General features: G+C 73.4%; 23 protein-coding genes. 9 read left to right on the top strand and 14 right to left on the bottom strand.

All coding sequences use genetic code 11. The features are described from left to right. The first annotated feature begins 3 nt into the window (after window positions 1-3). A complete protein-coding gene (locus tag GXW83_RS10255) occupies window positions 4-1,206 on the top strand; it encodes a helix-turn-helix transcriptional regulator (protein ID WP_182442766.1) in 1,203 nt (400 codons plus the stop codon). Between the two features lie 102 nt (window positions 1,207-1,308). Continuing rightward, complete coding sequence (locus tag GXW83_RS10250) at window positions 1,309-2,448, top strand: NAD-dependent epimerase/dehydratase family protein (protein ID WP_182442765.1); 1,140 nt, start codon at window positions 1,309-1,311, stop codon at window positions 2,446-2,448. Between the two features lie 5 nt (window positions 2,449-2,453). Here the strand turns inward: GXW83_RS10250 and GXW83_RS10245 are convergent, their stop codons facing one another. Next, window positions 2,454-3,347 (bottom strand): glycosyltransferase family 2 protein, encoded by an 894-nt coding sequence (locus GXW83_RS10245; RefSeq protein ID WP_182442764.1) that lies wholly within the window; start codon window positions 3,345-3,347, stop codon window positions 2,454-2,456. 142 nt (window positions 3,348-3,489) lie between these two features. On the opposite strand from GXW83_RS10245, the gene GXW83_RS10240 reads away from it, so the two are divergent. Together GXW83_RS10240 and GXW83_RS10235 are read left to right on the top strand one after the other, a co-directional pair. Further along, window positions 3,490-4,107 (top strand): hypothetical protein, encoded by a 618-nt coding sequence (locus GXW83_RS10240; RefSeq protein WP_225446884.1) that lies wholly within the window; start codon window positions 3,490-3,492, stop codon window positions 4,105-4,107. Window positions 4,108-4,243: 136 nt separating this feature from the next. Further along, a complete protein-coding gene (locus tag GXW83_RS10235) occupies window positions 4,244-5,434 on the top strand; it encodes a hypothetical protein (RefSeq protein ID WP_225446883.1) in 1,191 nt (396 codons plus the stop codon). Window positions 5,435-5,508: 74 nt separating this feature from the next. On the opposite strand, the gene GXW83_RS10230 is transcribed toward GXW83_RS10235, so the two are convergent. The 6 genes from GXW83_RS10230 to GXW83_RS10205 all read right to left on the bottom strand — a co-directional run bounded on the left by GXW83_RS10230 (window position 5,509) and on the right by GXW83_RS10205 (window position 10,943). Then, the gene (locus GXW83_RS10230; protein ID WP_225446882.1) at window positions 5,509-6,063 is read right to left on the bottom strand and encodes an ATP/GTP-binding protein; all 555 of its coding nucleotides are present in this window, start codon (window positions 6,061-6,063) and stop codon (window positions 5,509-5,511) included. Between the two features lie 22 nt (window positions 6,064-6,085). Then, complete coding sequence (locus GXW83_RS10225; protein WP_182442761.1) at window positions 6,086-6,814, bottom strand: hypothetical protein; 729 nt, start codon at window positions 6,812-6,814, stop codon at window positions 6,086-6,088. Next, on the bottom strand, window positions 6,811-7,290 hold the full coding sequence (locus GXW83_RS10220) for a hypothetical protein (RefSeq protein WP_182442760.1): 480 nt from the start codon (window positions 7,288-7,290) through the stop codon (window positions 6,811-6,813). Before GXW83_RS10220 ends, GXW83_RS10225 begins: the two co-directional genes overlap by 4 nt. 250 nt (window positions 7,291-7,540) lie before the next feature. Next, window positions 7,541-8,020 (bottom strand): DUF742 domain-containing protein, encoded by a 480-nt coding sequence (locus tag GXW83_RS10215; protein ID WP_182442759.1) that lies wholly within the window; start codon window positions 8,018-8,020, stop codon window positions 7,541-7,543. A 5-nt stretch (window positions 8,021-8,025) separates the two neighbouring features. Beyond that, a complete protein-coding gene (locus GXW83_RS10210) occupies window positions 8,026-8,442 on the bottom strand; it encodes a roadblock/LC7 domain-containing protein (protein ID WP_182442758.1) in 417 nt (138 codons plus the stop codon). After that, window positions 8,439-10,943, bottom strand: coding sequence for a nitrate- and nitrite sensing domain-containing protein (locus GXW83_RS10205; RefSeq protein WP_182442757.1), 2,505 nt, complete (start codon window positions 10,941-10,943; stop codon window positions 8,439-8,441). Before GXW83_RS10205 ends, GXW83_RS10210 begins: the two co-directional genes overlap by 4 nt. Before the next feature lie 359 nt (window positions 10,944-11,302). On the opposite strand from GXW83_RS10205, the gene GXW83_RS10200 reads away from it, so the two are divergent. After that, window positions 11,303-13,291: a long-chain fatty acid--CoA ligase gene (locus GXW83_RS10200; protein WP_182442756.1), complete on the top strand. Its 1,989-nt coding sequence runs from the start codon at window positions 11,303-11,305 to the stop codon at window positions 13,289-13,291. Window positions 13,292-13,673: 382 nt separating this feature from the next. Here the strand turns inward: GXW83_RS10200 and GXW83_RS10195 are convergent, their stop codons facing one another. The 3 genes from GXW83_RS10195 to GXW83_RS10185 form a co-directional block, all read right to left on the bottom strand. Beyond that, window positions 13,674-14,486 (bottom strand): SGNH/GDSL hydrolase family protein, encoded by an 813-nt coding sequence (locus GXW83_RS10195; protein WP_182442755.1) that lies wholly within the window; start codon window positions 14,484-14,486, stop codon window positions 13,674-13,676. Window positions 14,487-14,649: 163 nt separating this feature from the next. Then, window positions 14,650-15,066 carry a YjbQ family protein gene (locus GXW83_RS10190; RefSeq protein ID WP_182442754.1) on the bottom strand — a complete coding sequence of 139 codons (417 nt, stop codon included), beginning with the start codon at window positions 15,064-15,066 and terminating at the stop codon, window positions 14,650-14,652. A 10-nt stretch (window positions 15,067-15,076) separates the two neighbouring features. Further along, a complete protein-coding gene (locus GXW83_RS10185) occupies window positions 15,077-15,487 on the bottom strand; it encodes a BlaI/MecI/CopY family transcriptional regulator (protein ID WP_182442753.1) in 411 nt (136 codons plus the stop codon). A 164-nt stretch (window positions 15,488-15,651) separates the two neighbouring features. Here GXW83_RS10185 and GXW83_RS10180 point away from each other — a divergent pair, with 164 nt between their 5' ends. After that, window positions 15,652-16,308, top strand: coding sequence for a DedA family protein (locus GXW83_RS10180; protein WP_225446881.1), 657 nt, complete (start codon window positions 15,652-15,654; stop codon window positions 16,306-16,308). 7 nt (window positions 16,309-16,315) lie between these two features. Next, on the top strand, window positions 16,316-16,939 hold the full coding sequence (locus tag GXW83_RS10175) for a phosphatase PAP2 family protein (protein ID WP_182442752.1): 624 nt from the start codon (window positions 16,316-16,318) through the stop codon (window positions 16,937-16,939). Window positions 16,940-16,954: 15 nt separating this feature from the next. Here the strand turns inward: GXW83_RS10175 and GXW83_RS10170 are convergent, their stop codons facing one another. The 4 genes from GXW83_RS10170 to GXW83_RS10155 all read right to left on the bottom strand — a co-directional run bounded on the left by GXW83_RS10170 (window position 16,955) and on the right by GXW83_RS10155 (window position 22,715). Continuing rightward, window positions 16,955-17,593, bottom strand: coding sequence for an MBL fold metallo-hydrolase (locus GXW83_RS10170; RefSeq protein ID WP_182442751.1), 639 nt, complete (start codon window positions 17,591-17,593; stop codon window positions 16,955-16,957). Between the two features lie 129 nt (window positions 17,594-17,722). Next, complete coding sequence (locus GXW83_RS10165) at window positions 17,723-18,844, bottom strand: ROK family glucokinase (RefSeq protein WP_182442750.1); 1,122 nt, start codon at window positions 18,842-18,844, stop codon at window positions 17,723-17,725. A gap of 61 nt (window positions 18,845-18,905) precedes the next feature. Then, window positions 18,906-20,480 carry a PucR family transcriptional regulator gene (locus tag GXW83_RS10160; RefSeq protein ID WP_182442749.1) on the bottom strand — a complete coding sequence of 525 codons (1,575 nt, stop codon included), beginning with the start codon at window positions 20,478-20,480 and terminating at the stop codon, window positions 18,906-18,908. A 201-nt stretch (window positions 20,481-20,681) separates the two neighbouring features. After that, window positions 20,682-22,715, bottom strand: coding sequence for a M3 family metallopeptidase (locus GXW83_RS10155; protein ID WP_182442748.1), 2,034 nt, complete (start codon window positions 22,713-22,715; stop codon window positions 20,682-20,684). Between the two features lie 344 nt (window positions 22,716-23,059). Here GXW83_RS10155 and GXW83_RS10150 point away from each other — a divergent pair, with 344 nt between their 5' ends. Together GXW83_RS10150 and GXW83_RS10145 are read left to right on the top strand one after the other, a co-directional pair. Then, complete coding sequence (locus GXW83_RS10150; RefSeq protein ID WP_182442747.1) at window positions 23,060-23,965, top strand: xanthine dehydrogenase family protein subunit M; 906 nt, start codon at window positions 23,060-23,062, stop codon at window positions 23,963-23,965. Beyond that, a complete protein-coding gene (locus tag GXW83_RS10145) occupies window positions 23,962-24,450 on the top strand; it encodes a (2Fe-2S)-binding protein (protein ID WP_182442746.1) in 489 nt (162 codons plus the stop codon). Before GXW83_RS10150 ends, GXW83_RS10145 begins: the two co-directional genes overlap by 4 nt. Window positions 24,451-24,460: the final 10 nt, after the last annotated feature.

The following is a 24,460-nucleotide window of genomic DNA, read 5'->3' as shown; positions in this document are numbered from 1 at the left end:
CCCATGACGCAATGGTCCGACTACTCCACCGGCCAACGCATCAAGATGCTTCGCGCCGGAATGACCCAGGAACAACTCGCGGACGCCGCAGGGGTTTCCCCGGCGACGGTGCGCAAGGCCGAACGGTCCCAGGGCGGCGGCATCGGCCTGCCGTCCCTGCTCAAGCTCTCCGCCGCGCTGCACGCCGACGTGTCCGTGATCCTCGGTCAGCAGGCCCCGCGCCGGTCGGCGCTGATCGGCGATCGGGCGATGCTGCGGGAGCTGTCCCGCACCGTCCACGACACCGCTGCCGGAGTCGGCATCCCCGGCGAGCCGCCCCGCACAGCCGAGCTGGCCTCCGAACTCGCAACCGCCTGGGCGGACTACCGCGCCGGGGACTACACCCGGGCAGGCACGCTGGCCGCTCCTGCCGTCGTCCAGGCCGCCGCCCTGCTGAACGCCGCCGCAGAGGACCGGCGGTGCGCAGCCCACGGCCTGCTGGCCGACGCCTACCGCCTCTCGGCCTATGCCGCGCAGTTCCACGGAGCACGGGATCTGGCGTACGCCGCCATCGGTCACGCCCGTCACCACGCCGAGAGGGCGGGCGACCCCCTGCGCACCGCCATGGTCGACTGCGGACGCTCGTGGATCTACCTGCGCGACGCCCGCCTGGACCAGGCCGCCGGCACAGCCGCCCTCGCCTACGAGTCGATCGAGCCCCGTTACGCGGACCATGACATGGAGCAACTCGCCGCCTACGGATGGCACGTCACGTTCGCGGCCGTGGTCGCCTCACGCAGCGGCCACAGCGACCGCGCCCGGGACCTGCTGAGCCAAGGGCGTGCGGTCGCAGCCCGGATGGGGCGCGACGTGATGATCAACGGCACCTCGTACGGCCCGACGACCGTCACCGCCCAGGCCATCGGCATCCACACCGTGCTGGGGGAACCCGGCAAGGCACTCACCCTGGCCCGGTCGCTGGGCGACCTCACCCCGCTCGCCCAGGCCGGGCGCAACCGCCTCGCCCTGGACATCGCCCTGGCCCAGGCAGACACCCGCCAGCACGACGCCGCCCTGGACACCCTCCTGGACGTGTGCAGCCACCACCCCGACTGGGCACGCCACCAGGCGCTGCCCGGCGCGATCATGCAACGGTCCGGCCACGCAAGCACCACCCGGGTCCGCAGGCTGGGCGGCATCCTCGGTATCAGCCTCTTCACCCGCTGAACCCGTCGTGCTACGCCACGTATCATTCGGGCCCGGTACGACTTCAGGAAGTAGCACTCCGCAGGCGTTCACGCCCGGGAAGTCCACCGTCACCCTGGATGCATGACGATCCATCACACCCGCGCTGAACGCGCGCGGGACACCTTGACCGCTGCCCTGGCGGAAAGCCCCTGCGTGGCCGCGCCGCGAACGACCGACGCCGTGAACGCCGTGAACGCCCTGGACCGCCTGGCCGGTCTCGCCGGTGCGACCGTCACCGTGACGGGTGGTTTCGGACTGGTCGGCAGTCGCATCGTGCACAGGCTTCGGGGCATCGGGGCCAATCCTCTGGCCGTGGGCCGGCTGGACGCCTACGGCTCGTCCGTCTACTCGACGGTGTTCGGCATCTCCCCGGCCGATCCGGATGTGATCGCGGGCGACATCACCGACTCCGCATTGATGGACGACCTGGTCTCACGCAGCGACTACGTCATTCACGCCGCCGCCCTGGCCGACGTCGCCCAGTGCACCCGCAACCCGTCGGCCGCCCTGCAGGCGAACATCAGCGGGACTCAGACCGTGCTGGACGCCGCAGCCAGGCACAGCGGCACACTGGACAGGTTCGTCTTCGTCTCCTCCGCCAGCGTCTACGGCATCGGCGGCGCTTCGTGCGACGAGACTGCGCGGTTCAGCGAGAACGACCCGCTCGTGCCTGTGTCCGTATATGCCAACACGAAGGTCTGGGGAGAGCACCAGACGGCCTTGAGCCTTGTCGGGGGCTCGTACGCGATCACCCGGTACTTCTCGGTCTACGGCGAGCCGCAGGTGGTCAAGGAGAACTCGCACAGCTGGGTGGTCGCCTGGTTCGGCATGCGTGCCTCCCTCGGGCTGCCGCTGCTCCTGAACGGCGGCGGCCACCAGGTCCGCGACTTCGTCCACGTGGATGACATCGCCGACGCGACCCTTCTGGCGGCCGTCACGCCTCGCGCCCACCGGTCCACGGTCAACATCGGCACGGGACAAGCCACCTCCATCCGGCAGGTCGCCGAACTCGTGCGCCGGCACTACCCCGGCAGCCGGATCCTGGAGGCCCCTCAGCCTCAGGGCGACCCGCTGGGCGCCTGCGCGGACACCACCCGGATGGAAAGCCTGCTGCGCTGGTCCCCACGGGTCGGCATCGAAGACGGGGTACGGCGGTACGCGCAGTGGCTGGAACGGACACCCGAAGCGCTCCCGGACTGGCTGCGCGACCAGTCCGCCTGAGCGCGTCAGATCACCGGCGGACGGCCGAGTCTGGTCATGGTCCACACCGTGCGCCAGCGCATCGGCCGGCGGGGGCCGCAGGGCGTGCGCCACCCCTCGGCGAACCCGGCGAACCACGCCCGCAGGCCGGCCGGGTCACGGGTGCGGGCCAGCGTCAGCGCCACCCACACCCCCAGGTAGACCGGGACCAGCAGGGCGGGCAGGTGCCGACGGGCCAGGTACACCCGGTTGCGGGCGTTCACCCGGTAGAAGAAGGAGTGCCGGGCCGGGGACGTGCGGGGGTGCTGGAGCAGCAGGTGCGGCTCGTACAGCACGCGCCACCCCGCATCCAGAGCACGCCACGCCATGTCCGTCTCCTCGTGTGCGAAGAAGAACGCGTCCGGCCAGCCGCCGACCTGCGCCAGCATCGTCGTGGACAGCACATGCGCACCGCCGAGGAATCCGGTGACGTAGCCGCCGCGCAGCGGATCCCCGGCCTGCAACCGGGGGACGTGGCGACGCGCCGTGGCACCGGTCTCGTCCGCGATCCGGAAGCCGACGATTCCGAGCCGGGCATCGGCCTGGTACAGGGCGGTGATCCGGGCGAACACGTCATCGGCGACCAGCAGCCCGTCGTCGTCCAGGTCCAGTACCAGATCCATGTCGCGCAGGTGCTCCAGCGCGACGTTCCGGCCGCCGGTGACCCCGAGATTCTCCGCCAGCTCCACCGTCTCCACCCAGGACGGCAGCCCCGCCGGCAGGGGGCACCCGTTGCCGATCAGCACCGTCCGGGCGGCAGGAGCCGTCTGCGACCCGACCGACGCCAGCAGCGCGGCCAGCTCCTTCGGCCGCGTGCCCATCGTCAGAATCGCCACACCCAGCTTCACGCCCACATGTACCTGTCTCTTCGAGGAACCCATGCCCTCACCCACGCTGCGGCAGCTTGCCGAGGACCGCCGCCTACCAGCCCACCAGACGATGGACCAGGGCACACTCGACTGGATCCTCCGGAACCGGCCCGCATGCGCCTCTGCCGGTCCCAGCCTCCCACGCCGGGCGAGGATGCTGGTACCGGAGGTCACCTGGTTCGCGGACAGCCGCCTCGCCGACTCCCTCCACGGCGTCCGCCACAACGCCCGCGTCAGCCTGCTCGCCTCCCTGCTCGGCCACGGGGCCGGGCTCGACAGTGATCAGACAGCAGGGCTGTGCACGGCAGCGGCAGTCCACGACTGCCGACGCCACGACGACCGACAGGACCCCGGCCATGGATGGCGCGCGGCGTCGTGGCTCCTGCAGAACGCAGACACCGTCACGTCCGTACTCGACGTCCACCCGTCCAGGCGGGCCCTGCATGAGGCAGCAACGGCCGTAGCCCTTCACGACGTGCCGTACGACGCCTTCACCGCCGATCAGGACCGGGCCTACCGGCAGGCCCCGCATCTGATCGATCTGCTCAAGGCAGCCGACTGCCTGGACCGCTACCGGCTCCCCCGCACCCGCTGGTGGCCCGACCTCACCAGGCTTCGGGTTCCGGTGCCCGGCTGGCTGCACCACGTCGCATTCGACCTCGTACTCCGCAGCGAACAGGCCCGGCTCGACGGCGCCACCCATCAGCAGGCGCTCGACCACGCCCTCAACGCCCTGACACCCGACGAGGGAAGGCCCTTCCATGACCAGTGACTGGGACGACGCCCACCACGACCACACTCGCGCCGCCGACCGACCGGTCCCCGCAGGGTTGGCCGAAAGTGACGCCGACTGGCGCCACCGCCTTGAACACCACACGCCGGGGGGTGAGTTGCTTCGGGACAACTCCATGACCGAGATGCTCACCAGCGGACGGCCCATCCACCTGATGCACACCACCGTCGCGCTGGACGCCATCCGTGCCAGCGGCCAGCTCTACGCCTCCACCGGCTGTCTCGTCGCAGCCGTCTACTGTGCCCCGCTCGTCCCGGAGGCCGCCGGGCTGCGCCCCCACAACCTGGGCTCCTATCTGCTGGAGACCAAAGCGCACACCAGCACCCTGGTCTTCGAGGTCACCCCGAGCGCTCCCGTCCCGGCCAGGGGGATCGACTACCTGCGGCTGGGCCGCATCCACCTGCGCACCTATCTCCAGCACCGCAGCCACCTCACCCCCTCCGAGGACGTCCGGCTCCGCCAGACGGCGACCGGCAGGGTCCGGGCGGCGGCCCCGTTCCTCGACGTACTCCTCGCCAACTCCACCGGCAGACGGACCCCGCCTGCCCTGTTCGTCGACCAACTCGCCTCCACGGTGCCGAGCTTCCCCTTCCTCGGCTACCTCTACTTCGAGGTGCTGTCGGAGTACCTGATGCTCCACTCCACGTCCCCCCAGACCAGGAAGTACGGCCAGGACGGCGAGTTGAACAACCGGCTCTACAAACGCCTGGCGTTCAGCGCCGTGGAGGACATGGGCAGACTCTTCGACCTGACCCGCTTCCACCCGTCACACGACCGCCTCATCGAACTGATCGGCCAGCTCGAGCCCGAACTGGCGCACGGGGTCGCCGAGTACTGCAGGGATCGCCTCGCGCATCTGTTCACTGCCGTGGCACTCGACCCCTCCCAGGACGCCTCGGCCTTCACCTTCCGCAACGCGAGCTTCGACGTCCTGGCCACGGCCGCGCCGTCCCTGCTGGGACAACTCGTCTTTCGTGAGATGCGTACCATCGGACGCTATCCACAGCTGTACCTGGCCTTCGAACAGGCGAAGGCACTGGAGGCATGGACCTTCTGGAACGCAGCGGGGATTCCGACGCCCTTCAACGGCTTCCTCCCCAAAGGCGAGATCGGCATCAATCCCGCCTATCCAAGGGCCAGTTGCACGGTATGGGTCGCGGAGACATGCGAACGCGGCCTGCTCCACCCACGCGAACAGCTCGATGTGACTCCCGTTCCCCGTCTCGTCGACCTGAGCCTGACTGCCATGCGGAGGGACGCGACGGGAAGGGCCGCCGGCCACCTACAGATTCCCGGGCCCTTGTGAGCGACGACGAGCTGGGGATCGAGATTCCCGACCTCGGTCTGCCTGACCTGAGTGACGGGCAGATCGAACGGGCGCTACGCGGGCTGGGCGGTGGGGAGGGAGAGTTCTACGACGGAGACCAGGACCTGTTTGACGGAGTCGCGGACGCGGGCGTCGCAGAGGAGGACGGGGATGGCGGGGTCGAGGTCGAGGGCGGTGCGGACCTGGTCGGGGGGGTAGGTCCGGGCGCCCTCGAAGCAGTTGACGGCGACCACGAAGGGGATGCCGCGGCGCTCGAAGAAGTCGACCGAGGGGAAGCAGTCCTCCAGCCGCCGGGTGTCGGCCACGACGATCGCGCCGAGCGCGCCCAGCGCCAACTCGTCCCAGACGAACCAGAAGCGGTCCTGGCCGGGGGTGCCGAAGAGGTAGACGGCGAGGCCCTCGCGGATGTCGATGCGGCCGAAGTCCATGGCGACGGTCGTGGTCGCCTTGGACTCCACGCCGGTGAGGGAGTCCACCGGGCGCCCGGCCTCGCTCAGGCGCTCCTCGGTGCGCAGCGGGCGGATCTCGCTGACGGCGCCGACCAGGGTGGTCTTGCCCGCCCCGAAACCGCCCGCGACCAGGATCTTCAGCGCCACTATGGAGTCCACGGGCGTGATCCTAGTGGGCCGGTCAACCCCCTGACAGTTGGGCGAAGCGGGCGAGGCTCTGGGTGTACGCGATCGCCGTGACGTGGACCGGCCCGGTGTACGGGTGGGTCATGTGCAGCACCATGAAGACGGCGAATCCGACGACCGCGCCGACCAGCCCCAGGGCCACCGACTCGCGCAGGCTGAAGGTGAGTCCGGCGATCGGCGCGTACAGCAGCACCAGCAGGCCGGTGGCGATCAGCGCCGGGTACAGCGGCGCGGGCAGGGTGTCGGAGGTGTCGGCGAGCCGGATCTGCCGGGTGGTGTAGACGTCGTCCAGATCGCTCAACTCCTGGGTGCGGGCGGCGGAGGCGGGCTCGGCGTCGACGTGCTCGCGGACGGCGTCCAGGTCGTGCCAGGTGTAGTTGTCGGCGTGGCCGTGCTCCATCGTCCTGAACTCGCCGTGGATGACCGAGGTGACGTAGTCGCGCAGCAGCGGGCGGGTGGTGGTGTCGGCGTCGGTGTAGGCGGCGTTCAGGGCCCGGGCCTCGTCGAAGGTGTGGCCCTTGGCGGTGTTGATGTTGGACCAGGACCCGGCGATGAGGAAGGCCGCGACCAGCACGAAGGACGACAGCGAGGCGGAGCCGACGAAGCCGAGCGCGCCGCCGGAGAAGGTGCCCTCGCGGGAGCGCGGGGTGCGTCCGAAACCGGCCAGGACCAGGACGGCGACCAGGGCCCCGCACAGCGCGAAGATGATGAATCCGAGGATCAACGGTGCCTCCCGATGGCGTGGCTGAGGAATCCGGCCCCGGCGGCGACCAGGGCGGGGAGGGTGACGGCGACGAAGACGAACGCGGCCTCCGGCGAGGCCGACGGCACCGTCGTGGAGCTGTGCACGATCACCGGCGGGGTGACCGGGGCGGCGGCGGTGGCGTGCAGGTGGGTGGGGGTCGGCCTGGGCGGCAGCACGGCCTGCGGGTGCCGGGTCGGAGTCGGGGGCGGGGGCGGCGGCGGCGGTTGCGGCCGGTAGGCGGCCTTCGGCCGGACCGGCGCCACGCAGCGCGGCGGGTCGGGCAGGCGCGGCAGCCGGGGCAGGCGCGGCGCGGGCAGGTGCGGGAACGTTCCGCTGTGCCCGGCCGGGGGCGGCGCCTGCGGCGGCGGCACCGCCGGGGCCCGGGGCGCGGGCGGATGCACCGGCAGCGCCTCGCAGGGCCAATCGTGGTGCGGCAGGATGGAGTTGCTGTCCATGCGCAGGGACTGCCCAGCGGCGCTCGACCGCAGCGGCGGTGACCCGCCAAACGCCCCATCCGTGTGCCGGTGCGGCGCACCGGTGCGAACAGCGGTTCCACCGCCGAACGGCCGTGGCCCGGAGCGGGCGCGGTGGCGCGGGCGGGGCAGGGGCGCGGGCGGTGCGGGGCCCGCGTGACGCGGGCTGCACAGCGCGGGCGGTACGGGCGGGGTGGGGTGCCTGGCGAACGGCCTTGGGGCGGGCGTGGGGTCAGAGGGCGCGTAGGCCCTGGATGACTTCGCGGAGGATGTGGACGTCGGGGAGTTGTGCGGGTGGGACGGGGCGGCTGACGGTGATGAGGTCGGCGTCGAGGAGGTCGCCGAGCAGGATGCGGACCACGCCCAGCGGCAGGTCGGTCTCGGCGGCGATCTCGGCGACCGACAGCGGGCGGCGCTGGACCAGCTCCAGGATGGCCTGGTGCTCGGGGTCCTCGGCCAGCTCGCCGTCGGCGGGCTCCCGGCCGTCGGCCGCGTCAGCGCTGTCGGCGCTGTCGGCGGCGGAGATCTGGGCGATGACGTCGAAGGCGTCGCTCTCGGCATGCCAGGTCCGGCCCCGGGTCAGCGTGTACGGCCGTACCAGCTGCGCCTGTTCGGCCTCGTCGTCGGCCCAGGCGTCCTCGGCCCAGGCGTCGCCGCCCCAGACGTCGTTGCCCGGCCGCTCGCCCCAGCGGCCCCCCGCTCCCCCGTGCACCGCGCTCACCGCTCTGCGGGCAGTCCGGCTCGCGCGTCGGTGCCGAGGTGCTCACCGACGCGCCGCACCAGCAGCGCCATCTCGTAGGCGACCAGGCCGACATCGGCCTCGGCCTCGCTGAGCACGGCCAGGCAGCTGCCGTCCCCGGCGGCGGTGACGAAGAGGAACGCCTGCTCCAGCTCGATCATGGTCTGCCGGACCTCGCCGACCTTGAAGTGCCGGCTGGCGCCCTTGGCCAGGCTGTGGAAGCCGGAGGCGACGGCGGCGAGGTGCTCGGAGTCCTCGCGGCTCAGGCCCGCCGAAGCGCCGGTGGCCAGACCGTCGCTGGACAGCACGACCGCGTGCCTGATCTCCGGAACCCGGCGGACCAGGTCGTCCAGGAGCCAGTTGAGGTCGCTGGAGGGCTTCGTCGGTGCGGTCATCTGACCGGTCCTTCCGCTGGTGCTGTGCCTGTCTGGGACGGCTCGGACGATTCTGACGGCTGCGAGGACCGCGGTTGCTGCGACGGCCGCGACGGCTCCGGTGGTTCCGGTGGCGGGACGGCCGCGCCCCGGCCCCGGCTGACGCCGCGCTGGTAGGACGAGAAGGTGGCGCGGACCTCCTCGGGGGAGCGCTCGCGCGCGGGCGGGGCGTCCGGGGCCGGATCGCCGGCCCGGCGGCGCTCGGCGGCCTCCCGCAGCTGCGGGGCCAGGCTGGCCTGGCGGATCCGGCGCGGCAGCAGCTCGGACACCACCGACGGTGCGGCGGCGGGCGCGGGCGTCGGGGCGGCGGAGGCGGCGGACGCCGGGGCCTTCTCGCGCGCCGCGAGGTAGCCGTCGGCGCGGGAGGTCAGTGCCCGGCGGCGCGGCAGTCCGCCGGTGCCGTCGTCCTCGACCGGTGCCGGGCGGGGACCGCCGGAGCCCGAGTGCGCCGTCAACTGGGGAGCGCTCTGCGGCAGTTCACGTCCGAGCCGCATGCGCGCCGCAGGCAGGACGTGCTCGGAGGTCTCCTCGACACGGACGTCGGAGCTGCGCGCCACCGCAGCCGTCAGCAGTTCGCGCGGCAGCAGCACCACCGCGGTCGTGCCCCCGTACGGGGATCTTCGCAGCGAGACCCGGATGCCGTGCCGGCCGCTGAGCCTGCTGACCACGAACAGGCCCAGCCGGTCGGTGTCGCCCAGGTCGAAGTCGCCGCTGCTGGAGAGGCGTTCGTTGGCGGCGGCCAGGGCCTCCTCGCCCATGCCGAGGCCCCGGTCGTCGATCTCCAGCACGAAGCCGTTGGCGACCTCCTCGCCCTGGATCCGGACCTGGGTGCGCGGCGGGGAGAAGACGGTGGCGTTCTCGACCAGTTCGGCGATCAGGTGGACGACGTCGGAGACCGCGCCGCCGACCACCGCCACCGGCGGCATCCGGTGCACCCGGACCCGGGCGTAGTCCTCGACCTCGCCGACGGCGGCCCGCACCACGTCCAGGACGCGCACCGGGCGGCGCCAGGAGCGGCCGGGGGCCGCGCCGGAGAGGATGATCAGGCCCTCGGCGTGGCGGCGCATCCGGGTGGTGAGGTGGTCCAGCCGGAACAGGTCGGCCAGCTCGTCGGGCTGCTCGGCGCGGCGCTCCATCTCGTCCAGCAGCGTCAGCTGGCGGCTGAGCAGGGCCTGGCTGCGGCGGGCGAGGTTGACGAAGACGGCGGCGATGCCGCGCCGCAGCTCGGCCTGTTCCACGGCGGCCTCGACGGCGGCCCGCTGCACGGCGTTGAAGGCCCGCCCGACCTGGGCGATCTCGTCGCGTCCGCGGGTGTCCCCGGCCTCGACCTGCGGGACCTCGGTGGCGAGGTCCACCCGCTCGCCCTCCCGCAGCCGCCGCATGACCTGCGGCAGGCGCTGCCCGGCGAGGTCGAACGCGGAGTCCCGCAGCCCGACCAGCTCGCGCACCAGGCTGCGGCCGACGCGGACCGACACCAGCAGCGACAGCAGCACCGCCAGCAGGCCGACCGCGCCGACGATGCCCTGCTGGGAGATGACGCCCAGGGCGTAGGAGCGGGCCTCGGCCCCGGCCAGGGCGGCGGCCTGGACGTCGATGGCGCTGAGGTCCTGCAGGGTGGTGTTGAGGGTGGTCTGCCAGCTGACCGCGGAGATGTCGCGGACGGACGCGGTCTGGCCGAGGTCGGAGACCCGGTTCTCCAGGTTGGTCAGCGCGATGTACTCGGTGCCGCCGGTGAACTGCTCGAACAGCTGCGCCTCGTCGGCCGGAAGCTGCGCCTCGTGCACCTGGTAGAGCAACTGCTCCCCGGCGGCGGCGGTGAGGAACTGCTGGAACTGGGCCTGGCTGAAGGAGCCCGCGGCGCGGGCCCCGGCCATCAGCGCGTCCTCCTCGGAGATGTACTCCCGGGCCCGGACCAGCTCGATCAGGTCGCCGGTCTGCCGGGTGAGGTTGCCGACGGGCATGGTGCTGAGCGCCAGCCGCAGCGTGAAGAAGGGGCTCTGCGCGCCGGTGTAGTCGAGGTACACCTGCGACCAGTCCAGGGTGTGCTGTTCGACCTGGGCCCGGCCGGACTGGATGTACTCGATCTCCTGCAGCACGCCGCTGAGCGCGTCGAACTGGGCGCTGCTCAGGCCGTGCAGCTTGTGCCGGTCCTTGGCGTGCGCGGTGAAGACGCCCGCGGCCTGGTCGGTGGCCTGCTCGGCGCGGTGCAGGGTGACCAGGTCGCCCCGGCCCAGGGGCGCGGCGGCGAAGGCGACGGCGGCGCGGCGCTCGTCCTGGACGGCGCGGGAGAGGTCGTCGGCGGGGGTGCCGAACCAGGTGTACTGGGCGCTCAGTTGGGTGAGCGACCAGACCTGGTGCACCGAGACGGCGGTGGTGTACGTCCACAGGCTGATCAGCGAGACCAGCGGGACCAGGAGCAGCGCAACGACCTTCGCGCGGATGGATCTGCTGCGAAAGCGCATGGACTCCCCCGGACAGACCGGCTCAGGACCGACCGACCGCACAGGTGCTGGCGGACACGGACGCGACACGACGACAGGTTCGGGCGCACAAGCTACCAGTGATTCGCGGCGAGCCTACTCCTCACCTGTGCGCCGGTTCGAGCCCGGGACGAGGATTCGACGGAGCCCGCGACGGCGGCGGGCGGCGGTTCGTCCACGAGCCGACGACGGCCCCCGGCGGCACCGGACGACAGCGGGCTGGGCTGCGGAGATCGCGTGGAGAGATCGGTCGTACCTCTGCCCGTCGTGGTTAATCTCCAGTAACTTACAAGCCCTGCCGCAACGGTGCGGCAGGGCTCGGTGACTGAGGGAGAGCGCCCGTGCGGGAGTTTGCGACACCGGCGCTGGCGGAGCCGCTGCGCACCGGCGGACTGGCGGACTCCGTCTTCGCCGCCGCCGCGGAGACCCCGGACCGGGTCGCCCTCGCCCGCCGTGCGGAGGACGGCAGTTGGCTCCGGGTCAGCGCGGCCGGCTTCCGTGACGAGGTGCTCGCCATCGCCAAGGGGCTGCTGCACCAGGGCGTCCGCTTCGGCGACCGGGTCGCGCTGATGTCCCGCACCCGCTACGAGTGGACGGTGCTGGACTACGCCCTGTGGACCATCGGGGCCCAGAGCGTCCCGGTGTACCCCACCGCCTCGGCCGAGCAGGTGCGTTGGATCCTGGCCGACTCGCAGGCCGTGGCCTGCGTGGTGGAGCACGAGGAGCACGCGATGACGGTGGGCGCGGTCTGCGACGCCCTGCCTCGGCTGCGCAGCATCTGGCAGGTGGACGCGGGGGCCTTCAAGCAGCTGGCCAACGCCGGGCGCGGGGTTCCGGACGAACTGGTGCACCGGCACCGGTACTCGGTGGCACCGCAGTCGGTGGCGACCGTCATCTACACCTCGGGCACCACCGGCCGCCCCAAGGGCTGCCTGCTGACGCACGCCAACTTCGCCGCCGAGGCCGACAACCTCATCGCCCGCTACCAGGACATCTTCCGCCAGCAGGGGTCGGAGGTGCCCTCGGCCCTGCTGTTCCTGCCGCTGGCGCACGTCTTCGCGCGGATGGTGCAGGTCACCGCGTTGCGGGCGGGCATCTGCCTGGCCCACGAGCCCAGCCTGGCCCCGGACCGGCTGGTGCCCGCGCTGGCGTCGTTCCGGCCGACGTTCCTGCCCGCCGTCCCCTACGTCTTCGAGAAGCTGCTGCAGCGGGCCCGGATGGCCGCCGAGGAGGCGGGCCGGGCGGGGGCGTTCGAGAAGGCGGTGGAGCTGGCGGTGCGCTACGCCGCCGCCGTGGAGCGGCACGCCTTCGGCGACGGGCCGGGCCCCTCGCCGGGGCTGCGGTTGCAGCACCAGGTGTACGACCGCCTGGTGTACAGCCGGATCCGGGCCGCGCTCGGCGGCCGGACCAGGTACGCCATGTCCGGCGGCTCGGCGATGAGCCGCGAGCTGGGGCTGTTCTACGCGGGCGCGGGCATCACCGTGTACGAGGGCTACGGCCTGACCGAGTCCACCGCCGCCGTCACCGCCAACCCCCCGGACCGCACCCGCTTCGGCACCGTGGGCAGACCGGTGCCGGGCACCACGGTGCGCATCGCCGACGACGGCGAGGTCTGGGTGCACGGCGGCCAGGTCTTCCAGGGCTACCTCGGGCCGCCCGAGGCAACACAGTTGACGCTGCGTCAAGGATGGCTGGCCACCGGGGACCTGGGCCACCTGGACGCCGACGGCTACCTCAGCATCACCGGCCGCAAGAAGGAGATCATCGTCACCAGCAGCGGCAAGAGCGTCGCCCCGGCGGTCCTCGAGGAGCGGGTCCGGGTGCATCCGCTGGTGTCGCAGTGCATGGTGGTCGGCGACAACCGGCCCTATGTGGCCGCGCTGCTGACCCTGGACCGGGACGCGCTCGCGCACTGGCAGCGGCAGCGCGGCAAGCCGCAGCTGCTGCCCGCCGACGCCCGGCACGACCCGGATCTGCACGCGGAGCTGCAGCGCGCGGTGGCCGCCGCCAACACCGCGGTCTCCCGGGCCGAGTCCATCCGCTCGTTCCGGGTGCTGCCCGGGGAGTTCACCCAGGGGGACGGGCTGCTCACGCCGTCGCTGAAGCTCCGCCGCCGGGCCGTGGCCCGGGCCTGCGCCGCGGACATCGCCGCGCTCTACGCCCCGCAGCCGGGCCCCGGCCAACGCCCGGGACGCGCGGGTCAGCCGCCCGCCGGGCTGCCGGGCTCGGCGTCCGGCCCGGCCGCCGCGCTGCCGCCGGGCCCGGGCTCAGGGACAGGCTCAGGGACGGGCTCGGGCTCGGCGTGGACGACCTCCAGCTCGAACCCCTGACCGTCCACCAGGTGCACGGCGCGGTCGGTCTCGGTCCGGACCGTCCAGCCCGCCGCCAGCGCGGCGGCCAGCACCGGCGCCCGCTCGCCGCGCACGGCCAGGTGGTTGATCCCGGCCCGGAGCCGGTCGTGGCCGCCGGGCCGCAGGTCCGGCGACTGCTCGAACACCACGTAGCTGCCGTCCCGCCGCCAGCTGCGGCCGACGTCCCAGTGCTGGTACGGCTCGCAGCCGAGCGCCAGCAGGACGGGGCCCCACTGGCGCTCGGTGGTGGACAGGTCGTCCGTCCACAGCTCGACATGGTGGATGAAGGCCGGGCGGGCGGAGGCGCTGTCCTGCTGGTCGTGGGTCACACCCCAGTATCCGCGGGGTGGCCCGAGCGCTGCTACCCGGCAGCCGCGGTGAAGACGGGCAGGTAGCCGTCGGCCTGGCCGGTGGAGGTGGGGTGGTAGGACTCGTCTATGGGCAGCGTGGTGCTGTGCAGCCAGGCGCTGTCGGAGCAGATCTCGTGGTTGTTGAAGGCCGAGCGCACGTCCGCGAAGGTGAAACCGGCGGCGGTGGCCTGGGTGTCGATGACGCTGTCCAGGGTGTCGGCGGCGCCGTTGATGGCGTTGCGCGAGGTGTCGCTGATGCCGAACAGGCAGTCGCCGGGCACCTGGTAGAGGTGCGGGTAGTCGAGGACCACCACATGGGCGTTGGGGGCGTCCTTGCGGATCGCCGCGTAGACGGCGGCCAGCTTGGCGGGCAGCTGGGTGGTGGCGAAGTTCTCGGCGGTGGCCACGGCGCTGAGGCAGGAGCTGGTGCCGTCCAGCACGCAGGTCTCCATGGTGTCGGAGAAGCCGGCGTCGTTGCCGCCGATGCTGATGCTGACCAGCCCGGTGGAGGAGTTCAGGCCGGAGAGCTGGCTGCTCAGCACGTCCGAGGTGGTCGCGCCGGAACAGGCGGCGAAGTCGAACGAGGAGGGCTTGTTGGCCTTCTGCCACAGGTAGGCGTAGGCCAGGGTGCTCTGTTCGCAGTCACCGCTGGAGCTGATGTAGCTCCCGGATCCGACGCCGGAGGAGTAGGAGTCCCCCAGGGCCGCGTAGCCGGTGGCGGCGGCGTTGGCCGGGGCGGCGGCCAGGCCGGTGACGCCGAGGACGAGGACGGAGAGGGCGGCGGCGCTGGTGGTGCGGAGAGAGCGTGCGCGGGGTCTGCGCATGGGGGCCTCCACGGCGGGAATGTGACACCGGATCAGGTGCCACACTCTTGATACCAGTCAGTAACGTCCCCGCAAAGTGTTCATGCCAAGAATTCCCACCCACGTGTCATGCGCAGCCGGGCAAAACGCCGCGAAACGTCAACGGCGGCGCGGCGGGCGCGGTTCAGCCGAGGAACGAGAGCCGCACGGTACGCCTGGGGTTGTCGCCGTTGGTGTCCACCAGCACCACCGACTGCCAGGTGCCCAGCGCCATCCGGCCGCCGACCACCGGCAGCGTGGCGTGCGGCGCGACCAGGCCGGGCAGCACGTGGTCCCGGCCGTGGCCGGGGCTGCCGTGCCGGTGCTGCCAGCGGTCGTCCGCCGGGAGCAGCGCGCGCAGCGCCGCCAGCAGGTCGTCGTCGCTGCCCGCGCCGGTCTCGATGACGGCGACCCCGGCCGTGGCGTGCGGGACGAAGACGTTCAGCAGGCCGTCCCCGCCGGGCGCGACCTCCCGCAGGAAGGCGGCGCAGCGCTCGGTGATGTCCACCGTTGCCTCGCGGCCGCCGGTGGTGAGTTCGAAGGTGGTCGTGGAGAAGGCCATGCGTCCATTCTCACCCGGCGCCGGGGCTGTCGCTGTCGGGGCCGTCGCTGTCGGGGTCGTGGTCGAGCAGTTCCCGCAGCAGTTGTTCGTCGTCCGGGCTGAGGCCGGAGACGAAGCGGGCCAGGACGGTGGCCCGGTCGGCGGTCCGCTCCAGCTCGGAGCGCATCCGGCGGGCGGCCAGGCCGGGCGCGTCCTGGGCCTCGCGCGCCGGGGCGTAGGCGTAGGCGCGGCCGACACGCGTGCGGGTGACCACGCCCTTGCCGTGCAGCCGGGTGAGGATGGTGTTGACGGTGGTGCGGGCCAGCCCCCCGCCGAGGGCGCGCTGGATGTCGCCGGGGGCGAGCGGGCCGTCGGCGGACCACAGCACGGCCAGGACCCCGGCCTCCAGCTCGCCGGGGTGCCGTCGCTGCGGTCCGACCATCACCAAGGGACTCCCGCCTCCCGGACCGCCCGGACCCGCCGGTGACGGGGACGGCCGCTGACATCAACTACAGTGGCACGGATCGACTACACGTATGTAGACGACAAGGCCGGGCTGTCACCCGGCCACGGAACAGTGTCCACCACGGCAGGAGTGTGACGTCCATGGCCCCGGACCCCACGGCGCTGATGCATCTGGCGGTGAACCCGCTGAGCGCGAACTCGCTGCTGGCCGCCTTCGGCGCAGCGGGCGTGTTCTTCATCCTCTTCGCCGAGACCGGGCTGCTGGTCGGCTTCTTCCTGCCCGGCGACTCGCTGCTGTTCACCGCCGGGCTGCTGTGCACCACCAGCAGGGACGGCGTCCACCTGAACCTGCCCGCGGTGCTGGCCTGCGCCGTCGCCGGGGCACTGCTGGGGGCGCAGGTCGGCTACCTGATCGGGCAGAAGGGCGGCAGGCCGCTGCTGGCCCGCAGCGGCAACCGGCACCTGCGGGCGGGCGCGGAGCGCGCCGAGGAGATCCTGGCCACCTACGGGCACGCCAAGGCGATCGTGCTGGGCCGCTTCATCCCGGTGGTGCGCACCGTGCTCAACCCGATGGCCGGTGCGCTGAACGTGCCGCTGCGGACCTTCACCGTCTGGCAGATCGTCGGCGGCGCGGTCTGGGCGGTCGGCGTCACGCTGGCCGGGTACGCGCTCGGCAACACCATCCCCAACATCGACACCTACCTTCTGCCGATCATCGCCCTGATCGTGCTGGTGTCGGTGACCCCGATCGCGCTGGAGCTGCTGCGCAGCCGCAAGCCCGCCAAGTCCACGGAGTAGACGACACGTGACCGAACTCGCCCTGGACGGCTCCGCCATCGACGGGGGCCTCTACCACTGGTTCATCACCCGGGCGGCCGACGCCCCGCACTGGTTCGACTCCCTGGTGTCCGGCTACGCCAGTTTCGGCCTGGGCGTCTTCGCCCTGCTGATGGTCGCCGGCTGGTGGCGGGCCCGGCAGGCCGGCAGCGCCGCCGCGATGGCGGCGGCGCTGGCCGTGCCGGTCGCCGTGGTGGCCGCCTACATCGTCAACGACCTGGTCAAGAGCGTCTTCGACGAGGCCAGACCCTGCCAGGTGATCACCTCGCCGCTGACCATCCAGCCCTGCCCGGGCGTCGGCGACTGGTCCTTCCCCAGCAACCACTCGGCCATCGCCGCCGCCTCGGCTGCCGCGCTGTGGCTGGTCGGCCGCCGGCTGGGGGCGGTGGCGACGCTGTGCGCGCTGGCCATGGGCTTCGCCCGGATCTGGGTGGGCGCGCACTACCCGCACGACGTGCTGGCCGGATTCGTCCTGGGCGCGGGCGTGGCCGTGCCGGTGCTGCTGGCCGCCAGGCGCTGGGGCCCGCCGCTGGTGGTACGGCTGGAGTCCGGGTTCCTGCGCCCGTTCCTGACCTCGTCCACCGCCGGGTAGGCCCCGGCGCGGGCGTCAGCCCAGGTCGACGCTCTCGCCCGGGGCCAGCCGCCGGTAGTCGGTCTCCTTGGCGAACATCCCGACGAAGTTCTGCACCAGGCCCAGGCCGACCTCGCTGAGCAGCACGTCGTGCAGGGCGAAGGCCCGGGAGGCGCCGACGGCCCGGGCGTAGTCCACCACCTCGGCCGTCTTGGACCAGGGCGCGTGCACCGGCAGCAGCAGCGTGCCGATCTCCCGCTCCGGGACGGTCAGCGCGTCGCCGGGGTGGAACACCTCGCCGTCCACGGCGAAACCGACATTGCCGATGCGCGGGATCTCCGGGTGGATCTCGGCGTGCCACTCGCCGTGGACCTCGACGTCGAACCCGGCGGCGGTGAAGGCGTCCCCGTGGCCGACCCGGCGCACCCGGCCCTCGCCGAGCCCGGTGAGCTGGTCGGCGACCGCGCCGTTGGTCCAGATCACCAGCGCCGGATTGGCCTCGGCGGCGGCCCGCAGCCGGGCCTCCTCGAAGTGGTCGGCGTGCTCGTGCGTGATCAGGACCGCGTCGGCCCCGTCCAGGGCGTCCGCCTCGCTGAAGACACCGGGATCCAGGACGAGGACGCCCCCGTCCTTCTCCAGCCGTACGCAGGCGTGGCCGAACTTGGTGAGCCGCATGGTGCTGTCCTTCCCTCACAGACGATCTTCCGCTGCCATCCTGCCCCAGCGGCCGGCGTCCGTCCGACGAACAGGGGGGTACTTCCTGCACCACCCTGCGCAGGCGGCGGCTCCGATCAGCGGCGGCGGTCAGTGGTGCGGGCGCTCGACCCGGCTGCGCTTGACCGTGCGGAACCGCCGGGCCACCTGCCGGGCCAGGTCGGCCGCGCCGACCAGGCCCGCCTCGTTGCCCAGCTGGGCCAGCACGATGTCCGCCTCGGGCCGGAAGCCGCGCCCGGTGAGGTTGCGCCGGAACGCCTCCCGGGCCGGGCCCAGCAGCAGTTCGCCCGCGGCCGACACGCCGCCGCCGATGACGAACCGGCCCGGGTCGAGCGCCGCGGCCAGGTTGGCGATGCCCAGGCCCAGCCAGTGGCCCATCTCCTGGAGCAGCTCGACCGCGACCGCGTCGCCCTGCTGGGCGGCCTCGGTCACCAGCGGCCCGGTGATCGCGGAGGCGTCGCCGCCGACCCGGTCCAGCAGCGGCTGGGCCACCGGCGACTCCGCGGCGGCCAGCTCCCGCGCCTCCCGGACCAGGGCGTTCCCCGAGGAGTACTGCTCCCAGCAGCCCCGGTTGCCGCACGGGCAGCGGTGCCCGCCGGGAACCACGGTCATGTGGCCGAACTCCCCCGCCATGCCGTGCCGACCGCGCTCGACCCGGCCGTCGCGGACGATCGCGCCGCCGATGCCGGTGCCCAGGTTGACCATGACCAGCTGGTCCTGGCCCGCGCCCGCGCCGAAGCGCCACTCGGCCCAGGCCGCCGCGTTGGCGTCGTTCTCGACCACGACCGGCAGCCGCAGCCGGGCGCTGAGGGCGTCCCGCAGCGGCTCGTTGCGCCAGGACAGGTGCGGGGCGAACAGCACCCGGGCCCGGTCGGCGTCCACGAACCCGGCCGCGCCGATGCCCACCGCGTGGACGTCGTGCCGGTCGGCGAGGTCCAGCACCAGTTCGGTGATGGTGTCCTCGACCACCTTGGGGCTCTTGGAGCGGTCCGGGGTCTCGGTGCGCAGCTGCTCGCGGATGCGGCCCTCGCCGTCCACCACCCCGGCGGCGATCTTCGTGCCGCCGATGTCGATGCCGACGGTGGGCAGCCGCAGCAGGCCGGGGCGGGGAGCGCCGTCGCGCCGGGTGGACGTGCGCACCGTGCGCCTGGTGCCTGTCCGGGTGTACGCGCCGCTCACGTTCCGTCCCTTCCGCCGTCGTCTGCCTGCCATCCTGCCCGGTTCCGGCGGCGGACGCGGACCCGGGGCCCGTGCCCGGGCGTGGCGGCGGCCGTCAGGACAGTTCCAGGGCCAGGTAGAAGTCGACCCGGTCCTCCAGCCGGGACAGGTCGCGGCCGGTCAGCTCCTCGATCCGGCCGATCCGGTAGCGCAGGGTGTTGACGTGGACGTGCAGGGCGGCGGCGCAGCGGGTCCAGGAGCCGTCGTAGCGCAGGAACGCCTCCAGGGTGCGGACCAGGTCGGCCTGGTGCTCGAGGTCGTAGCCGACGACCTTGTCCAGCAGCCGGCCGCGGAAGGCCCGGCGGACCTCGTCCGGGACGGCCGCCAGCAGCAGCACGTGCGAGGCCAGCTCCTCCGGGCCGGAGACGCAGATCCGGCCGACCCGGGCGGCGGCGATCCGGCGGGCGTGCCGGGCCTCCTCCAGCGCGCCGCGCAGGCCCCCGGCGGAGCCGGCCGGGGCGCTGGCGCCGAGGGTGAGCCGCCCCTCCGGGCCGAGACCGGCCTCCAGCGGGGCGAGCAGGGCGCGCAGCCGCTCGGCCACGCCCGCGCCGCCGGGGGGCTGCGGCAGCAGCAGGACCGCGCCGGAGCCGCCGCCGCCGATCAGCGAGCGGTCGTCCTCGCCGGTCAGCGCCTCGACCAGGGCGGCCCGGACCGCCCCGTCGGGCAGGCCCAGGCTCTCGGCGGAGACCACCACCCAGGCGTCCGGGAAGCCCTCGCCGCTCTCGGCCATGGCCAGCGACGCCTCCAGGGCGCGGCGCAGCTCGTCCGGCGGGGCGTCGTGCTGGAGCAGGGTGAAGACCTCGTCGGCGAGGCGGCTGCGCAGCCGGCGGCTCTCGTCGCGGCGGGTGCGCTCGGCACCGGCCAGCCGGGCGAGGTTCTCGGCGAGCTGCCGTCGCTTGGGCGTCCACTCGGTGATGTCGCCCTCGACCGCCAGCAGCCACTCGGAGAGCAGGCGGGTGCCGGGGGTGGTCCCGGTGGCGACCGGGAGCAGCGAGAACTCGCGGGCGCCGATCCGGGCGCGGGCGGAGGGGCCGCGGCGGCGGCGGGCGTCCAGGTGGGCGCGGATCAGCTGGTCCCGTTCGGCGGCGCTGAGCCGTTCGGGTGGTCCGGCGACCACCCGGCCGCTGGGGGTGAGCACCCAGCAGTCCAGGTCCAGGTCGCCGCCGAGCAGCTCCAGGACGGCGTCCAGGCCGGCCCCGCCGGTCGCCGAGACCAGCGCCCGGTGCCGGTCGACCAGGGCGGACAGGTCGGCGGCGCGGTCGGCCGAGACCTGCCGCACCACGAACTCGGTGACCTCGGCGAAGGCGACGTCGTCGGGGACGGCGAACAGCGGCATCCGGTGCCGCTCGCAGGCGGCGACCAGGTCCTCCGGGACGGGGCCGACCTCGGCCTCCCCGGCGGCCAGGCCGACCGTCCCGGCGGCGGCCAGGACCCGGACGAAGCGCTCGGAGTCCTCCGGGGCGGTACGCCAGAGCATGCCGGTCAGGACCAGCTCGCCGCCGTGCAGGTAGCGCCCGGGGTCGCGCAGGTCGGTGGTCATCACGCCGGAGACCACCCGGTCCAGCTCGTCGCGCCCCGCGAGCAGGCGCAGCCGGGGTGCGGGTGGGGCGAGCAGCGCGCCGATCCGCAAGGTGCTACCTCCGTCTGCGAGGGTGGGGGCCCGGGGGCCCGGGGGCCTGGGGACCATGGGGCCTGAGGGCTGGGGGTTTGGGGAGTGAGCGGGCGGGGCGGCGGCCGGGCGCCCGGCGGCGGCGCATGTCCGCGGTGTTGCCGCACGTTACCCGACTGCGCCCGCCGGGGGGCAACCCCGGCGGGCGCGGACCGGCCCCGGTCAGCCGCTGAGGCCGCGCCGCGCGAGCAGCGGCGCGATCTCCGGGGCGCGGCCGCGGAAGCCCGCGAACGCGGCCATCGGGTCGGCGCTGCCGCCCTTGGCGAGCAGCTCCCGGCGGAAGATCTCGCCGCTCTCGCGGACGGTCCGGCCGTCCTCCTTGAACCACTCGACGGTGTCCGCGTCCAGCACCTCGGACCAGATGTACCCGTAGTACCCTGCCGCGTAGCCGCCGGTGAAGATGTGCGCGAAGTAGCCGGTGCGGTAGCGCGGCGGGATGGCGTCCAGCTTCAGGCCGTGGCCCTCCAGCACCGCCTCCTCGAAGGACTCGGCGTCGGCGGGCTCGGCTCCGGCCGGCAGGCTGTGCCAGGCCCAGTCGAGCAGGGCGGCGGCCAGGTACTCGACGGTGCGGAAGCCCTCGCCGAAGGTCTGCGCCTGCGTCATCCGGGTGACCAGCTCGGCGGGCATGGGCTCGCCGGTGACGTGGTGCCGGGCGAAGTGGGACAGCACCTCGGGCCACTCCGCCCACATCTCGTTGACCTGCGACGGGTACTCGACGAAGTCGCGCGGCACCTCCGTCCCGGCCACCAGCGGGTAGCGGACGTCGGAGAACAGGCCGTGCAGGGCGTGGCCGAACTCGTGGAAGAGGGTGGTGACCTCGTCCCAGGTCAGCAGCGCGGGCTCGCCCGCCGGGGGCTTGGCGATGTTGAGGTTGTTGACCACCACCGGCTTCTGCCCCAGCAGCCCGGACTGCGCCACCAGTTCGTTCATCCAGGCGCCGCCGCGCTTGGACTCGCGGGCGTGGTAGTCGCCGATGAACAGGCCCAGCGGGCTGCCGTCGCTGTCGGTGACCTCGAAGACCCGGGCGTCGGGGTGGTAGGCGCGCAGGTCGGGGCGCTCGGTGAAGCTGATGCCGTAGACCAGGCCGGCCGCGTGGAACGCGCCGTTCCACAGCACCGACTCCAGCTCCAGGTAGGGGCGCATGGCCGAGGCGTCGATGTCGAAGCGGGCCTTGCGGACCCGTTCGGCGTAGTACTGCCAGTCGGCGGCCTCGATGCCGTCCACCCCGGCCTCGGCGGCCAGCGCCTCGGCCTCGCGGAGGGCGTTGGCGACGGCGGGGGCGACCAGGCGTCCCAGCATCCCCTCGACGGCGTCGGTGGTGCGCGCGGTCTGGTCGGCGACCTCGTAGGCGGCGTGGCTGGCGAAGCCCAGCAGGGCGGCGCGCTCGGCGCGCAGCACGGCCATCCGCCGGGCCAGCGGGCCGTTGGACTCGAGGCCGCGGGCCAGCGAGGCGGCCAGCAGCCGGCGGCGGACGGCCGGGTCGTCCAGCGCGGCCAGCTCGGTCTGGTTGGAGAAACTCTTCAGGCTGATCACGTACGAGCCGTCGCGGCCCAGGGCGCGGCCGTTCTCGGCGGCGGCGGCGACCGCGTCCGGGGAGAGCCCGGCCAGCTCCTCGGCGCTGTCCAGGACCAGCGCGGCGGCCCGGGTGTCGGCGAAGACGTTCTGCTCGAAGGCGGTGGCGGCGCCGGCCAGCTCGGAGTTGAGGGCGCGCAGCCGCTCCTGCTCGGCCTGGCTGAGCCGGGCCCCGGCGCGGACGAAACCGGCGTGGTAGCGCTCCAGCACGCGCCGGGACTCTGCGTCCAGGCCCAGCTCGTCGACGCGCCGGTGCAGGTCGTCGATGCGGGCGAACAGCGCCTGGTCCAGGTGGACGGCGTCGCTGTGCTCGGCCAGCGCGGGGCTGATCACCGCCTCGATCTGCTGCAGGCCGGGGGTGGTGTCGGCGGAGGACTGGTTGTAGAAGGCCAGCTTCGCCCGGCGCAGCACCGCGCCCGACCGCTCCAGCGCCTCGACGGTGTTCTCGAAGGTCGCCGGCGCCGGGTCGGCGGCGATGGCCGCGACCTCGGCGAGCTGCTCGCGCATGCCCAGCTCCAGGGCGGGCAGGTAGTGCTCCTCGCGGATGTCGGCGAACGGCGGGAGTTCGTACGGCAGGGTGCTGGGGCTGAGGAACGGGTTGTCCCTCGTCGTCTCCGTTGTCATCCGGCAGACACTACGCCGGGCGGTGCCGGCCCGGCGGCCGGGTCCGCCAAGCCTTCACGGCCTCCCCGGGCCGCCGCACCGACGGCGGGTGAACCCGCGGCGACGGGCAGCCGACCGGCAGCCGTCGCCCCGGCTTGGAGAAACGTACAGCCTCGGCGACGGACGCCGGGTCAGGTCTTCATGGCATCGGTGACTGCCTCGACCCGCCCGGACGCTTGTCTACTGGCTCACACACCGGGACCTCGCCGACGCGGACGACGCTCCGGGCGCAGGTTCCCGGCGGGCACGGCCCATGAGCCTGACAGTGGACCAGCACGCCAGACATCACACGAAGGAGTCACCGCATGGAGTTCCTGCGGCCCGCCACCTGGGACGAGGCACTCGCGGCGAAGGCCGAGAACCCGTCCGCAGTGCCGATCTCCGGCGGCACCGACGTGATGGTCGAACTCAACTTCGACCGCCACCGTCCCGCCGCGCTGATCGACCTGAACCGGATCGGCGAGCTGACCGAGTGGGAGTCCGGCCGCTTCGAGGGCCAGCAGGGCGAGGTGATCCGGCTCGGCGCGGCCGTGCCGTACGCCCGGATCACCCGGGAGCTGTCCGGCCCGCTGCCCGGCCTGGCGATCGCGGGCAACACCGTGGGCTCCCCGCAGATCCGCAACCGGGGCAGCGTGGGCGGCAACCTCGGCGGGGCCTCCCCGGCCGGCGACGCCCACCCGGCGCTGCTGGCGGCCGGCCCGGACGTGTTCGTGGAGGCCGCCTCCGTGCGCGGCACCCGGCTGATCGCCATCGACGACTTCTACGTCGGGGTCAAGCGCAACTCGCTCCAGCCCGACGAGCTGATCCGGGCGGTGCGCATCCCGGTCGCGGACGGCCCGCAGCAGTTCTCCAAGATCGGCACCCGCAACGCCATGGTCATCGCCGTCTGCGCGTTCGGCTTCGCGCTGCATCCCAAGGACGGCACGGTCGGCACCGGCATCGGCTCGGCCGCGCCCACCCCGCGCCGCGCCGCCGAGGCCGAGGCGTTCCTGGCCGGCGAGCTGGCCGAGCGCGGCCTGTGGGCCGGTGGCGGCCTGCTCGGCCCGGCCGCCGTCCAGCGCTTCGGCGAGCTGGTCGCCGCCGCCGCCTCGCCCATCGACGACGTCCGCGGCAGCGCCGCCTACCGCCGCCACGCGCTCGCGGTGATGGCCCGCCGCACCCTGACCTGGACCTGGAACGACTACACGCAGTCCCTGAGGAGCGCAGCATGAGGGTGACCTTCACCGCCAACGGCCGCGAGGTCGAGGCGGACGACGTGTGGGAGGGCGAGAGCCTGCTGTACGTGCTGCGCGAGCGGCTGGGCCTGCCCGGCTCCAAGAACGCCTGCGAGCAGGGCGAGTGCGGCTCCTGCACGGTCTACCTGGACGGCGCGCCGGTCTGCAGCTGCCTGGTGGCGGCCGGGCAGGTGCAGGACCGGGCGGTCCGCACCGTCGAGGGCCTGGCCGACCCGGAGCACGGCCTGGACCCGGTGCAGCAGGCGTTCATCGACGCCGGGGCCGTCCAGTGCGGCTTCTGCACCCCGGGGCTGCTGGTGCAGACCCACGACCTGCTGGAGCGCGAGCCCCAGCCCAGCGACAACGACATCCGCGAGGCGCTGTCCGGCAACCTGTGCCGCTGCACCGGCTACGAGAAGATCATGGACGCCGTCCGGCTCGCCTCCGCCCGCGTCTCCAGCACCCCGGAGGTGTCCCGGTGACGGCCCGCAA

Origin of the sequence: Streptacidiphilus sp. PB12-B1b (genome assembly GCF_014084125.1) — a bacterium.
GTDB lineage: Bacteria > Actinomycetota > Actinomycetes > Streptomycetales > Streptomycetaceae > Streptacidiphilus.
Note: the sequence above shows the minus strand (reverse complement) of the source record. Positions and strands in the feature narration are given on the sequence as shown.

What these genes read in the sequence shown, in the direction of transcription:
- GXW83_RS10185 (WP_182442753.1), bottom strand. Translation starts at nt 15,487, where the DNA reads ATGGTCGGACCGCAGCGACGGCACCCCGGCGAGCTGGAGGCCGGGGTC.
- GXW83_RS10150 (WP_182442747.1), top strand. Translation starts at nt 23,060, where the DNA reads ATGGAGTTCCTGCGGCCCGCCACCTGGGACGAGGCACTCGCGGCGAAG.
- GXW83_RS10240 (WP_225446884.1), top strand. Translation starts at nt 3,490, where the DNA reads ATGCTGGTACCGGAGGTCACCTGGTTCGCGGACAGCCGCCTCGCCGAC.
- GXW83_RS10145 (WP_182442746.1), top strand. Translation starts at nt 23,962, where the DNA reads ATGAGGGTGACCTTCACCGCCAACGGCCGCGAGGTCGAGGCGGACGAC.
- GXW83_RS10195 (WP_182442755.1), bottom strand. Translation starts at nt 14,486, where the DNA reads ATGCGCAGACCCCGCGCACGCTCTCTCCGCACCACCAGCGCCGCCGCC.
- GXW83_RS10235 (WP_225446883.1), top strand. Translation starts at nt 4,244, where the DNA reads ATGACCGAGATGCTCACCAGCGGACGGCCCATCCACCTGATGCACACC.
- GXW83_RS10180 (WP_225446881.1), top strand. Translation starts at nt 15,652, where the DNA reads ATGGCCCCGGACCCCACGGCGCTGATGCATCTGGCGGTGAACCCGCTG.
- GXW83_RS10220 (WP_182442760.1), bottom strand. Translation starts at nt 7,290, where the DNA reads ATGGACAGCAACTCCATCCTGCCGCACCACGATTGGCCCTGCGAGGCG.
- GXW83_RS10155 (WP_182442748.1), bottom strand. Translation starts at nt 22,715, where the DNA reads ATGACAACGGAGACGACGAGGGACAACCCGTTCCTCAGCCCCAGCACC.
- GXW83_RS10250 (WP_182442765.1), top strand. Translation starts at nt 1,309, where the DNA reads ATGACGATCCATCACACCCGCGCTGAACGCGCGCGGGACACCTTGACC.
- GXW83_RS10190 (WP_182442754.1), bottom strand. Translation starts at nt 15,066, where the DNA reads ATGGCCTTCTCCACGACCACCTTCGAACTCACCACCGGCGGCCGCGAG.
- GXW83_RS10165 (WP_182442750.1), bottom strand. Translation starts at nt 18,844, where the DNA reads ATGGCAGGCAGACGACGGCGGAAGGGACGGAACGTGAGCGGCGCGTAC.
- GXW83_RS10170 (WP_182442751.1), bottom strand. Translation starts at nt 17,593, where the DNA reads ATGCGGCTCACCAAGTTCGGCCACGCCTGCGTACGGCTGGAGAAGGAC.
- GXW83_RS10255 (WP_182442766.1), top strand. Translation starts at nt 4, where the DNA reads ATGACGCAATGGTCCGACTACTCCACCGGCCAACGCATCAAGATGCTT.
- GXW83_RS10210 (WP_182442758.1), bottom strand. Translation starts at nt 8,442, where the DNA reads ATGACCGCACCGACGAAGCCCTCCAGCGACCTCAACTGGCTCCTGGAC.
- GXW83_RS10245 (WP_182442764.1), bottom strand. Translation starts at nt 3,347, where the DNA reads ATGGGTTCCTCGAAGAGACAGGTACATGTGGGCGTGAAGCTGGGTGTG.
- GXW83_RS10205 (WP_182442757.1), bottom strand. Translation starts at nt 10,943, where the DNA reads ATGCGCTTTCGCAGCAGATCCATCCGCGCGAAGGTCGTTGCGCTGCTC.